Source organism: Sandaracinobacter sp., from assembly GCF_041909755.1.
Lineage (GTDB): Bacteria > Pseudomonadota > Alphaproteobacteria > Sphingomonadales > Sphingomonadaceae > Sandaracinobacteroides.
The window spans coordinates 26,009-38,386 of sequence record NZ_JAYRCW010000013.1 but is presented as its reverse complement, the minus strand read 5'-3'; the positions used below and the strand labels follow the sequence as shown (position 1 = coordinate 38,386).

Sequence of the window (12,378 nt, the reverse complement as noted above, 5' to 3'; positions counted from 1 at the left end):
CATCGGCGATCCGCTCAAGCCGCCGCGCCGCCTGCCGCAGCTGGCCCAGCGCGCCGTCGGCGGCGGAAACCAGCGCATCCACCGAATCCAGCGCATCGGCCAGCCGCGCGCCCTTCTGCATGTTGCCCCGCGCCTCGGCGAGTTCAGCCTCCTCGCCGGGCACCGGCTTCAGCGCCTGCAACTCCCCCGCCGCATGAGCCAGCCAGTCCCGGTCGCGCGCGTCCTTTTCCGCGGCCGCCTCGGCGGCCTCGCGCGCATCCTGCGCCGCGCGCCAGCGCGCATGGGCGGCGGCAACCTCCGCCAGCGCCGCCGGATGCCCGGCAAAGCCGTCCAGCAGGTCCATGTGCCCGCGCGGGTTCAGCAGGCCGCGCTCGTCATGCTGGCCGTGGATTTCCACCAGCAGCTGCCCCAGTTGCCGCAACAGCGTCGCGGAAACGGCCACGTCGTTCACATGCGCCCGGCTGCCGCCATCGGCCTTCAGCGTCCGGCGCAGCACGATCTGGCCCGGCTCGTCGCACTCGATGCCATTGTCGGCCAGCAGCTGCGCGGCGGCATGGCCGGGCGCCACGTCAAAGCTGGCGGTGGCGATCGCCTGCGCCGCGCCCTTGCGCACCATCGCGGCATCGGCCCGCTCGCCCAGCGCAAGTCCCAGCCCGTCCAGCAGGATGGATTTTCCCGCGCCCGTCTCTCCGGTCAGAACGGTCAGGCCGGGCTCCAGATCGAGCGCCACACGCTCGATCAGCACCAGATCCCTGATCGCAAGCCCCCGAAGCAAGGGGCCCGTCAGGCGCCGCCGGTGGCGGCCGCCGCGGCCGGCGCGCTTCCGCCCACGGTCGCGTTCGGCGCATGGTGCCGCATCAGGGCATAGGCCCGCTCATACCATTTCGAGCCGGGGTAGTTGGCCGACAGCACCGCCGCATTGCGCAGCGCCTCGTCCTGCAGGCCCAGCGCAAGGTTTGCCTCCACCAGCCGGAACAGCGCCTCGGGCACATGGCTCGTCGTCTGATACTGGTCGATCACATTGCGATAGCGGATGGCGGCGGCGATCCACTGGCGGTTGCGGGCATAGAAGCGCCCGATGTCCAGCTCCTTGCCGGCCAGATGGTCGTTCACAAGGTCGATCTTCAGCCGCGCGTCGGCCGCATAGCGGCTGTCCGGATAGCGCCGCACCAGTTCCTGCAGCGTGGTCAGCGCCTGCTGCGTGATCTTCTGGTCCCGCGCCACATCGGCGATCTGCTCGTAGTAGCTCAGCGCGATGATGTAATAGGCATAGGGCGCATCGCGGTTGCCGGGGTGCAGGCTCAGGAAGCGCTGCGAGGTGCTGATCGCCTCGGGATACTGGCGCGAGGCATAGTTGGCGAAGGCCGACATCAGCTGCGCGCGCCGTGCCCACACCGAATAGGGGTGCTGCCGCTCCACCTCGTCGAACATCAGCGCGGCCAGCTTGTAGTCGCCCTTTTCCAGCGTGTCCCGCGCGATGGAATACAGGGTCTCCACGTCGCGGGCGACATAGGCCTGGTCTTCCTTCGGCTTGTTGCGGTTGCGGGCGCAGCCCGCCGTCAGCGCCAGCGAAAGGGCCAGAACAGACGCGGCGACCACGCGGCCGGTGGGGAAAGCCCGGCTGGCCGGAACGGAGCGGAAAGTCATGGGCCCGCGTCTTACCGGCGGAAACGGCAGGCCACAAGCGGGCTCCAGCACGCCCCGTCGCATTGATGTCCCGGGTGCCGCCACAGCAGCAGGCCCTGCGCTGCCCATGGCCCCTCCGGCAGCGCGGGCGGCGGCGGCGCCCCGCGCGACAGGCTGATGTGCAAAAGGGGCCGCCCCATGTCGGGGGCCGCCAGCAGCCCGCGCCAGCGGTCCGCCAGGTCGTCGCGCATCGCCGCAAGCGCCTCGCCCATGGCGGGCGCCATCCACAGCCCGTCCCGGCAGCGCGGCGGGCCCAGCCGGAACAGCGGCGCCCCGCCGGCCGCCATCGCCCGCATGTCCCGCTCGATCGGCTGCAGCTGGGAAGCGGGCAGGTGGCGGAACAGCCCCAGGTGGGCGGGCGCCCGCGCGGCCGCGTCCGGCGCCAGCCGCCCCCGGATCACGTCGGCTGCGCGCTGCAACGCGTCGGGCAGCGCCAGCGTCAGCATCAGCGGGCCCTCCGCCGCCGCTGCGGCGGGCCGATCCCAGCCCGCTGGCCAAAGCCCGGCCATGCCGCTAACAGGTGGCCCGATTGCCGCCGCGCTGCCGGCAGGCCGATGCTTCAAGAAGGTTGTTCATGCTCCAGTTCCTGCGCAAGTCGGTCACTTCCTGGGTCGGGATCCTCATTCTCGTCCTCGTGCTCGGGGCGGTCGTCATCACCCTGTTCCAGGGCCAGTCCCCCGGCGCGGGCGGCAGCGGCAATGGCGGCAAGGTGCTGGCGACGGTCGGCGATTCCCCGGTCACCGAAGCCGATTACCTGCGCCTTGTCGATCGCGCCGTCGCGCGCGAACGTCAGCGCACGCCCGCCATCACCAACCCCGATTTCCTGCGCGGCGGCGGCGGCGAGATGGTGCTGCAACAGCTCATCTCCGGCAAGGCCATGCAGCAGTTCGCGGGCGAACATGGCCTCGCCATCTCGCGCCGCATGATCGACGGCGAAATCGCCAGCGTCGCCGCCTTCCAGGTGAACGGCAAGTTCGACGAGGCGACCTTCCGCCGCCTGCTGCAGGAACAGCGCCTCACCGAAGAGGAACTCAGGGAGTCCGTTGAGCAGGATCTGCTGCGCCGCCAGCTGCTGCAACCTGTCGTCACCGGCACAACGGTTCCGCGCGGCATGGCCGAACCCTATGCAGCGCTCCTCCTCGAAGTGCGGCGCGGCTCCATCCTGCCGATCCCGTCCGCCGCCATGGCCGATCCCGGCAAGCCGACGGATCAGCAGCTTCAGGCCTTCCATGCCGAGAACAAGGCCGCCTACACGCTGCCGGAACGGCGCGCCTTCCGCTTTGCCGAAATCGATCCGACCAGCCTGTTCGAAAAGGCACGGCCCACGGCGGATCAGGTCCGCAAATATTATGACGAGAACCAGCAGGAATTCGGCGGCGTCGAGCAGCGCGAAGTCCGCCAGGTGGTGCTGCGCGACGAAGCCGCGGCAAAGGCCCTCGTCGCTGCCGTGCGCGGCGGCAAGCCCTTCCTCGAGGCCGCCGCCGCCGAAGGCTTCGCCGATGTGGACACCGTGCTTGGCATCCAGAGCGCGGACGATCTCGCGAAGTCGGTGAACCCGGCCGTCTCGAAGGCCGCCTTCGCGCTGAAGCCCGGCGCCGTTTCCGATCCCGTGCAGTCGCCGCTCGGCTGGCATGTGCTCGCGGTGGACAAGGTCGTCCCGGCGGCTGCCCGCCCCTTCGCCGCCGTCAGCGCGGAAATCGAAAAGAAGCTCGCAGACGAAAAGTCCGCCGATCTCCTCTCCGAAACCATCGCCAAGGCGGAAGACCGGCTGCAGGGCGGCGAATCGCTGGGCGATGTCGCAAAGTCGCTGGGCGCCGCGGTGCAGACGGCCCCTGCGCTCGCGGCGGACGGCCGGCTGTTCGATGCCGATTACCGCGTCACCCGCGTGGAACAGCCGCTGCTCGCCAACGCCTTCGATGCCGATCCGGCCGAAGGCCCGCAGGTGGTGGAACTGGATGGCGGCCGCTACGCCCTCATCGAAGTGACGGACGTGCTGGCGCCCGAAACCGTCCCGCTCGAAAAGATCCGCGCCGACGTGGAGATGGCCTGGGCCATCAAGGCCCGCTCCGACGCCGCAAAGGCGGAGGCGGACCGCATCGCCGCTGCCGTCAGCAAGGGCCAGACGCTGGCCGAGGCGACCGCCGGCAAGGCGCTGCCGGCCGCCCAGCCGCTGTCGGTCCGCCGCCTCGAACTCACCCAGATGGCGCAGCAGGGCCAGCAGGTGCCGCCGCCCGTCGTGATGCTGCTCAGCACGCCCAAGGGCCAGGCCCGCGTGCTCGCGGCGCCGGGCGGTCAGGGCTGGTTCGTGGTCAAGGTGGACGACATCGTCCCCGGCAACCTCGCCGAGGCGCCCCAGCTCGTCGACGCCGTGCGCCAGAGCCTGATCCGCGAAGCCGGCGGCGAAATGGCCGAAAGCTTCGTGCGCACCATCGAGCGCGACGCCGGGGTTCGCCGCAACCCCGATGCGATCAAGCAGGTGAACCAGCGCCTCACGGGCGCGACCGCCGAATAACGGCGATGGCAGGCGCGCAGGACCGGTCAGAGGCGCTCGCACGCCTGGGGGCGGGGCAGCACGCCTGCCGCCATCTCGTGCTGGAAGCCGATACCGAAACCCCCGTTTCGGCCTGGCTGAAGCTGGGGCAGGAAGGCCGGGGCGATTTCCTGCTGGAATCGGTGGAAGGCGGCCGCACGCGCGGCCGCTATTCGCTGATCGGCCTCGATCCCGATCTCGCCTTCCGCGCGCAGGGCCACCGGGCCGAATCCAACCGCAGCTGGCGCACGGATCGCGCCGCCTTCCAGCCCGAAGCCGCACCGACGCTGGATGCCCTGCGCGCCCTCGTCGCCTCCATCCGCATGGAGGTGCCCGAAGGCCTGCCGCCCGCGCTCCCCTTCCTCGTCGGCTATTTCGGCTATGAAACGGCGGCCCTCGTCGAAAAGCTGCCCGTCCCCGCGACGGATCCGCTGGGCGTGCCGGACATGGTCTTCGTCCGCCCCGGCCTGCTGCTCGTGTTCGACCGCCTCGCGGACACCCTCACCCTGATCGCCCCCATCTATGCCGACGGCGTGGCCGATCCCGAACAGGCCGTCACCCAGGCCGACGACAGGCTGCAGGCCGCCGCCGCCCGCCTCACCCGCCCGCTGCCGCCGCGCAGCGCAACCCCGCCCCTGCCCGATTTCGCCGCGCCCGCCCCGGCCCTCGCGCCGGGCCGCTACCGCGACATGGTCGCCGCCGCGAAGGCGTATATCGCCGCCGGAGACATCTTCCAGGTCGTGCTGGCCCAGCGCTTCTCGCTGCCCTTCCCGCTGCCGCCCTTTCAGCTCTATCGCGCGCTCCGCCGCGTGAACCCCTCGCCCTTCCTCTATCACCTCGATCTCCCCGGCTTCGCCGTCATCGGCTCCAGCCCGGAAATCCTCGTCCGCGCCCGCGACGGAGACGTGACGATCCGCCCCATCGCCGGCACAAGGCCAAGGGGCGCGACAGAGGCTGAGGACGAGGCCAACCGCCAGTCGCTGCTGGCCGATCCCAAGGAACTGGCCGAACATCTGATGCTGCTCGATCTCGGCCGCAACGATGTCGGCCGCGTCGCGCAGGCCGGCAGCGTGAAGGTCACCGAACGCTTCACCATCGAACGCTACAGCCATGTGATGCACATCGTCTCCAACGTCGTCGGCCGGCAACGGCCCGGAACGGACGCGATCGACGCGCTGCTCGCGGGCTTCCCGGCCGGCACCGTCTCGGGCGCGCCCAAGGTGCGGGCGATGCAGATCATCGCCGAACTCGAATCGGAAAAGCGCGGCCCCTATGCGGGCGGCGTCGGCTATTTCGCGCCCGACGGCGGGATGGACAGCTGCATCATCCTGCGCACGGCCGTCGTGAAGGATGGCGTCATGCACGTCACCGCAGGCGCGGGCATCGTCGCCGATTCCGATCCGGCCGCCGAACAGCGGGAGTGCGAAGCGAAGGCCGGCGCGCTGATGGCCGCCGCCCGCGCCGCGCTTGCGGCGGCCGCCGAACCCGGCTTCGGCCAATAGGGCGGCTTTCGCCCCCTCCCCAAAATCCGTCTTTGTGCAGCCGCCCCGCCGCGCCTAGATAGGCGCCATGGCGGCACGTCCTCTCATCGACGGCTTCGGGCGGCGCATTTCCTATGTGCGCCTTTCGGTGACGGACAGGTGCGATTTCCGCTGCACCTATTGCATGCCGCTCGCCATGGAATTCCTGCCCCGCGCCGAAATCCTCTCGCTGGAAGAACTCGATCAGGTCGCCTCCGCCTTCGTGGCGCGCGGCGTCACCCGCATCCGCCTCACCGGCGGCGAACCGCTGGTCCGCAAGGGAATGATGGGCCTCGTCGAACGGCTGTCGCGCCATCTCGGCGCAGACGGCGGCCTTCAGGAACTCACCCTCACCACCAACGGCAGCCAGCTCGCCCGTTTCGCCGGGCCGCTGGCCGCATCCGGCGTCCGCCGCATCAACGTCAGCCTCGACACGCGCGACGCCGGCCGCTTCCGCCACATCACCCGCACCGGCGATCTCGCCCCCGTGCTTGAGGGGATCTCCGCCGCGCGCGATGCGGGCCTCAAGGTGAAGATCAACATGGTCGCACTGAAGGGCCTGAACGAGGACGAGATCATCCCCATGGCCCGCTGGTGCGCGGAACAGGGGCATGATCTCACCTTCATCGAAACCATGCCGCTCGGCCTGGTCGAGGAGGATCGCACCGATCGCTACCTCCCCCTCACCGAAGTCCGCCGCGCGCTGGAAGGGGCGTTCACCCTTGTCGACAGCCAGGAACGCACCGGCGGCCCGGCCCGCTATGTCCGCGTTGCCGAAACCGGCCAGAAGCTGGGGTTCATCACCCCCCTCACCCACAATTTCTGCGAAGGCTGCAACCGCGTGCGCGTCACCGCCACCGGCACGCTCTTCCTCTGCCTCGGCCAGGAAGACAGGCTCGAACTCCGCGACATCCTGCGCCACGAAGGCCCCGCCGCGCTGGACGCCGCGCTGGACCGCGCCATGCGGCTGAAGCCGAAGGGCCATGATTTCGTGATCGACCGCCGGGATGCCGCCCCGGCCGTGCCCCGCCACATGTCGATGACGGGCGGCTGAGGTCCATGCGCGGGGAAAACAGCCTGTGGGTGCATGCCGCGCCCAAGCTGGGCCTGCTGGTGTCCAACACCCCGCAGGCAGAGGACGCCGCGCGCGAACTGCGCGCCGCGCACCGCTTCGTCGGCGTGCCGGAATCGGATGCAGTGGTCGTCGTCGGCGGAGACGGCTTCATGCTGTCCGTTCTCCACCGGGTGCTCACCGCCGAAAGGCCAAAGCCCGTGTTCGGCATGAACCGGGGCACGGTGGGCTTCCTGATGAACGATTACCGCGCCGGCGATCTGGAAGAGCGCGTCCGCCGCGCCACCAGCTTCTTCCTCTCCCCCCTCACCATGGAGGCGACGACGAACGGCGGCGAAACCATCGTCTCCCCCGCCATCAACGAAGTGTCGCTGCTGCGCGAAACCCGCCAGGCCGCCAAGATCGAGATCGCGATCGACGGCAAGGTCCGGCTGGAGGAACTCTCCTGCGATGGCGCGCTCGTCTCCACCCCCGCCGGCTCCACCGCCTACAATCTCTCGGCGGGCGGCCCGATCCTCCCGCTCGATGCCGATCTGCTCGCGCTCACCGCGCTCAGCCCGTTCCGCCCCCGCCGCTGGAAGGGGGCGCTGGTGAAGAACAATTCCACCATCGAATTCCGCATCCTCGAATCCGAACGCCGGCCCGTCTCGGCCGTCGCCGATCAGGTGGAGGTGCGCGATGTCGCCCATGTAAAGATCAAGTCCGATCTCACGCGCCGGCTCGAACTGCTGTTCGATCCCGATTACGCGCTGGACGACCGGATCCTGATGGAACAGTTCATAAGCTGAATAACGGGGAGAAGATGATGGTCTATGTCAGGGAAGATGTGCAGCAGCTGCTCGGCATGATGGCAGCTGTCGGCGGGCCACAGATGAACGAGGTGGATCCTGAAACCGCCCGCGCCATGTATGTGCAGATGGGCTCCATCGGCGAACGGCCGGTGCCCGAAGGCGTCACCCTTGCCGACATCGAGATTCCCGGTCCCGCAGGCCCCCTGAAGGGCCGCACCTATCGCCCCGCCAACGCCGCGGCAGACGGCACCACCATCGTCTTCTACCATGGCGGCGGCTGGGTCATCGGCGATCTGGAAACCCACAACAGCCTGGTTGCGGAAATCGCGAAGCTCACCGGCTTCAACGCCGTCGCGGTCGATTACCGCCTCGCCCCCGAAGCGCCCTGGCCCGCCGCCGTCGATGATGCGCTGGCCGCGGCCCGCTGGGTCGCCACGGAGCCCGCTGCGCTCGGCTTCAAGGTGTCACGCCTCATCTTCTGCGGCGATTCGGCAGGCGGCAACCTGTCTGCCATCGCGGCCCGCGCCATCCGCACGGAATTCCCCGTCGCCGCCCAGTGGCTGATCTATCCCGGCGTCGACATGACGAACGCCGAAGGATCGATGCAGGATTATGCCGAAGGCTATCTCCTGACGGCCGCCGGCATGGCCTGGTTCGGCGCCCATTACGCGGCCGATGTCACCCACCCCCACGCCTCGCCCATCCTGTCCGACGATTGGGAAAAACTGCCCCCCGCCCTGGTCTTCACCTGCGGCCTCGATCCGCTGCGCGATCAGGGCCGCGCCTATGCGGGCAAGCTGATCGCCACCGGCAACCGGGTGATCTTCCGCGAAGCCGCCGGCCAGGTGCATGGCTCCGCCCAGCTTCGGCAGGCGATCCCCTCGGCGCAGGCCGATCTCGAAGGCCAGGCGGCCGATCTGAAGGCCCTGCTGGCGTGAACCGCGAAGCGCTGCCCTACCGCCCCGGCGTCGGCATCATGCTGGTGAACCCGGCGAACCGCGTGTTCGTGGGGCAGCGCTTCGATTCCACCGTGGAAGCCTGGCAGATGCCGCAGGGCGGCATCGATCCGGGCGAGGATCCCTACGCGGCGGCGCTCCGCGAACTGGAAGAGGAAACCGGCGTCCTCGCCGCCCTCACCAGCCCCATCGCCGAAACGGCGGACTGGCTGGATTATGATCTGCCCGACGAACTGCTGGGCCGCATCTGGAAGGGCCGCTACCGGGGCCAGCGGCAGAAATGGTACGCCCTGCGCTTCCACGGCACCGACGCCGACGTGAACCTGCTCGCCCACGAAGCTGGCGGCCATGCCGAATTCAAGGCCTGGCAATGGGCCGCCATCGACCAGCTCGCAGACCTCATCGTCCCCTTCAAGCGCGACCTCTACAGCCGCATCGTCGCCGAACTGGGGCCGAAGCTTCCCGCCTAGATCAGCCCCGCCAGCGGGCTCGACGGATCGGCATAGCGGCGCACCGGCATCCGCCCGGCCAGATAGGCGTCGCGCCCGGCCTCCACCGCCGCCTTCATCGCGCGGGCCATCCGCACCGGATCCTTCGCCTCGGCGATGGCGGTGTTCATCAGCACGCCGTCGCAGCCCAGCTCCATCGCGATGGCGGCGTCGCTCGCCGTGCCCACGCCCGCATCCACCAGCACCGGCACGCGGGCCTGCTCCACGATCAGCCGGATGTTCACCCGGTTCTGGATGCCAAGGCCCGATCCGATCGGCGCGCCCAGCGGCATGATGGCGGCCGCCCCCGCATCCTCCAGCCGCCGCGCCACCACCGGATCGTCAGAGGTATAGACCATCACGTCGAACCCCTCCTTCACCAGCACTTGCGTCGCCTTGATGGTCTCGATGACGTCGGGAAACAGCGTTTTCTGATCCGCCAGCACTTCCAGCTTCACCAGGGTCCAGCCCCCAGCCTCCCGCGCCAGCCGCAGGGTGCGAAGCGCATCGTCCGCCGTGAAGCAGCCCGCCGTATTGGGCAGATAGGTGAAGCGGTCGGGCTTCACGAAATCGGTCAGCAGCGGCTGGGATCTGTCCGTCAGGTTCACCCGCCGCACGGCGACCGTCACGATCTCCGCACCCGCGGCTTCGGCGGCCGCCGCATTCTGCGCATAGTCCCGGTATTTGCCGGTGCCCACGATCAGCCGGGACCGGAACGTCCGCCCGGCGACGGTCCAGCTGTCATCCGGCCCGCCATCCATTCCCCCGCCAACGAAATGCACGATTTCCACCTCGTCCCCTTCGGCCAGCACCACATCGGCCCATGCGCTCATCGGCACGATCTCGCGGTTGCGCTCCACCGCCACCCGCCCCTTCGTCAGCGCCAGCAGGCCCACAAGCGCCTCGACAGTGCTGCCTTCGGCCAGTTCGCGCGGTTCGCCGTTCAACCTGATGGAGATTTTCATGCGCGTCTCTATAAAGCTCCCCTGCAAAGGCTCAACCGGAAGGCGCGAACTTGTCCAATCTCGTGATGGTGCTGAACGGCCCCAACCTCAACCTGCTCGGCACGCGCGAACCCGAAGTCTATGGCGCGACAACGCTGGACGACATCGCCGCCATGCTCACCGAACAGGGCGACAGGCTCGGCCTGATGATCGATCTGCGCCAGTCCAACCATGAAGGCCATCTGATCGATTGGCTGCACGAGGCCGGCGCGCGCGGCGCCGTCGCGGTGATCCTGAACGCAGGCGCCTACACCCACACCTCGGTTGCCCTGCGCGACGCCATCAAGTCGATCCGCGTGCCCGTCATCGAAGTTCATCTGTCGAACCCCGCCGCGCGGGAAAGATTCCGCCATCACAGCCACATATCCCCGGTCGCGGCCGGCGTGATCCAGGGCTTCGGGGCCAGGGGCTATGCGCTTGCGCTGGACGCGGCGGCCGCAATGCGGCAAGGCTCCGCCTAACCAACATTTACCTTGAGGATGTGAAGAATGGCTGCTGCCAAGGGCGCCGAACCCGCTGACAAGATGCGCGTCGAGATCGATCTGGTGAAGCAACTCGCCAGCCTGCTCGATGAAACCAACCTCACCGAAATCGAAGTCCATGATGGCGATCGCGCGATCCGCGTGGCGCGCGGCGCCGCCGCCCCCATGGCCGTCGCCGCCGCGCCTGCGCCCGCCGCCGCAGCGCCTGCCGCCCCGGCGGCCGCTCCGGCATCGGCCGCCGCCGAACATCCGGGCGCCGTGCGCTCGCCGATGGTGGGCACCGCCTATCTCGCCCCCGAACCGGGCGCCCCCGATTATGTCACCGTCGGCAAGGCGGTGAAGGAAGGCGAAACGCTCCTCATCGTCGAGGCGATGAAGGTCATGAACCCGATCACCGCCCACAAGGCCGGCGTGGTCAAGGCGATCCTCATCGCCAACGAACAGCCGGTCGAATACGACCAGCCGCTCGTCATCATCGAATAAGACGCAGGGCCCCGCCATGTTCCGCAAGATCCTGATCGCCAACCGGGGCGAGATCGCGCTGCGCGTGCTGCGCGCCGCGCGCGAAATGGGCATCAAGACGGTCGCCGTCCACTCCACGGCAGACGCCAGTGCCATGCACGTCCGCCTCGCGGACGAAGCCATCTGCATCGGGCCGCCCTCCGCGTCCGACAGTTATCTGAACATCCCCAACATCATCGCGGCCGCCGAAATCGCGCAGGCCGATGCCATCCACCCCGGCTATGGCTTCCTCTCCGAAAACGCCCGCTTCGCGGAAATCGTCGAGGAACATCGCATCACCTGGATCGGCCCCACGCCCGATCATATCCGCACCATGGGCGACAAGGTGGAAGCCAAGCGCACCGCAGGCGCGCTCGGCCTGCCGCTCGTCCCCGGCTCCGACGGCGCAGTGGAATCGGTGGAGGACGCCCGCAAGGTGGCCGAGGAATTCGGCTATCCCGTGCTGGTGAAGGCCGCCGCCGGCGGCGGCGGGCGCGGCATGAAGGTCGTCGAGAATGACGCCATGCTGGAAGGCGCCTTCCGCCAGGCCCGGGCAGAGGCGAAGGCCGCCTTCGGCCACGACGCCGTCTATATCGAAAAATATCTGAAGAACCCCCGCCACATCGAATTCCAGGTGTTCGGGGATGGCAAGGGCAACGCGATCCACCTTGGCGAACGCGATTGCTCCCTGCAGCGCCGCCACCAGAAGGTGCTGGAGGAAGCACCCTCCCCCGTGCTCTCCGCCGCCGAACGCGAACGCATGGGCACGATCTGCGCCAGGGCCATGGCCGACATGAAGTACCGTGGTGCCGGCACCATTGAATTCCTCTGGGAAAACAATGAATTCTATTTCATCGAGATGAACACCCGCCTGCAGGTGGAACATCCCGTCACGGAACTGCTGACGGGCATGGATCTGGTGAAGGAACAGATCAATGTCGCCGCCGGCCTGCCGCTCTCGCGCACGCAGGATCAGGTCCGCCTGAAGGGCCACGCCATCGAAGTGCGGATCAACGCGGAAGACCCGCAGACGTTTGCGCCCTCGCCCGGCCTCGTCAGCGAATTCCACGCGGCCGGCGGCCCCGGCGTCCGCATCGATTCCGCGCTCTACAGCGGCTATCGCGTGCCCCCCACCTACGACAGCCTCGTCGCCAAGCTGATCGTCCACGACGACAGCCGCGAACAGGCCATCGCCCGGCTGAAGCGCGCGCTGGAGGAAATGGTGGTGGGCGGCATCAAGTCCACCATTCCGCTGCACCAGCGGCTGATGGACGAACCGGATTTCCGCTCCGGCGACTACAGTATCAAATGGCTGGAAGCCCTGCTCGCGAAAAAGGGCTGAGGGCGA

13 protein-coding genes are annotated in these 12,378 nt (G+C 68.8%); 9 read left to right on the top strand and 4 right to left on the bottom strand.

Annotated elements, in window-relative coordinates:
- The 3 genes from ACE3O8_RS03625 to ACE3O8_RS03615 all read right to left on the bottom strand — a co-directional run.
- The coding region (locus tag ACE3O8_RS03625) for an AAA family ATPase (RefSeq protein WP_374386871.1) at positions 1–775 on the bottom strand (775 nt) is incomplete at its 3' end.
- 8 nt (positions 776–783) lie between these two features.
- Positions 784–1,647, bottom strand: coding sequence for an outer membrane protein assembly factor BamD (locus tag ACE3O8_RS03620; protein ID WP_374386869.1), 864 nt, complete (start codon positions 1,645–1,647; stop codon positions 784–786).
- A gap of 11 nt (positions 1,648–1,658) precedes the next feature.
- Entirely contained in the window at positions 1,659–2,132 is a 474-nt protein-coding gene (locus ACE3O8_RS03615; RefSeq protein WP_374386867.1) for a 2'-5' RNA ligase family protein, read from the bottom strand.
- 128 nt (positions 2,133–2,260) lie between these two features.
- On the opposite strand from ACE3O8_RS03615, the gene ACE3O8_RS03610 reads away from it, so the two are divergent.
- The 6 genes from ACE3O8_RS03610 to ACE3O8_RS03585 all read left to right on the top strand — a co-directional run bounded on the left by ACE3O8_RS03610 (position 2,261) and on the right by ACE3O8_RS03585 (position 9,025).
- Positions 2,261–4,198, top strand: coding sequence for a SurA N-terminal domain-containing protein (locus tag ACE3O8_RS03610; protein WP_374386865.1), 1,938 nt, complete (start codon positions 2,261–2,263; stop codon positions 4,196–4,198).
- Positions 4,199–4,203: 5 nt separating this feature from the next.
- Positions 4,204–5,718 (top strand): anthranilate synthase component I, encoded by a 1,515-nt coding sequence (trpE, locus tag ACE3O8_RS03605; RefSeq protein ID WP_374386863.1) that lies wholly within the window; start codon positions 4,204–4,206, stop codon positions 5,716–5,718.
- Positions 5,719–5,785: 67 nt separating this feature from the next.
- Entirely contained in the window at positions 5,786–6,790 is a 1,005-nt protein-coding gene (gene moaA, locus ACE3O8_RS03600) for a GTP 3',8-cyclase MoaA (protein WP_374386861.1), read from the top strand.
- Positions 6,791–6,795: 5 nt separating this feature from the next.
- Positions 6,796–7,596 carry an NAD kinase gene (locus tag ACE3O8_RS03595; protein WP_374386859.1) on the top strand — a complete coding sequence of 267 codons (801 nt, stop codon included), beginning with the start codon at positions 6,796–6,798 and terminating at the stop codon, positions 7,594–7,596.
- A gap of 17 nt (positions 7,597–7,613) precedes the next feature.
- Positions 7,614–8,537, top strand: a complete 924-nt coding sequence (locus tag ACE3O8_RS03590) for an alpha/beta hydrolase (RefSeq protein ID WP_374386857.1) — start codon at positions 7,614–7,616, stop codon at positions 8,535–8,537.
- Positions 8,534–9,025, top strand: a complete 492-nt coding sequence (locus ACE3O8_RS03585) for an RNA pyrophosphohydrolase (protein WP_374386855.1) — start codon at positions 8,534–8,536, stop codon at positions 9,023–9,025. The genes ACE3O8_RS03590 and ACE3O8_RS03585 overlap by 4 nt, the downstream gene beginning before the upstream one ends.
- On the opposite strand, the gene thiS is transcribed toward ACE3O8_RS03585, so the two are convergent.
- Positions 9,022–10,008, bottom strand: a complete 987-nt coding sequence (thiS, locus tag ACE3O8_RS03580) for a sulfur carrier protein ThiS (RefSeq protein ID WP_374386853.1) — start codon at positions 10,006–10,008, stop codon at positions 9,022–9,024. The two genes, ACE3O8_RS03585 and thiS, sit on opposite strands and share 4 nt — an antisense overlap.
- A gap of 65 nt (positions 10,009–10,073) precedes the next feature.
- Between thiS and aroQ the strand changes: the two genes are divergently transcribed.
- From aroQ to accC, 3 genes are read left to right on the top strand one after another with little or no spacing between them, the layout of a single operon-like run.
- On the top strand, positions 10,074–10,508 hold the full coding sequence (aroQ, locus tag ACE3O8_RS03575) for a type II 3-dehydroquinate dehydratase (RefSeq protein ID WP_374386875.1): 435 nt from the start codon (positions 10,074–10,076) through the stop codon (positions 10,506–10,508).
- A 27-nt stretch (positions 10,509–10,535) separates the two neighbouring features.
- Positions 10,536–11,012 (top strand): acetyl-CoA carboxylase biotin carboxyl carrier protein, encoded by a 477-nt coding sequence (accB, locus tag ACE3O8_RS03570; protein ID WP_374386851.1) that lies wholly within the window; start codon positions 10,536–10,538, stop codon positions 11,010–11,012.
- A 16-nt stretch (positions 11,013–11,028) separates the two neighbouring features.
- Positions 11,029–12,372, top strand: a complete 1,344-nt coding sequence (gene accC, locus ACE3O8_RS03565) for an acetyl-CoA carboxylase biotin carboxylase subunit (RefSeq protein WP_374386849.1) — start codon at positions 11,029–11,031, stop codon at positions 12,370–12,372.
- Positions 12,373–12,378: the final 6 nt, after the last annotated feature.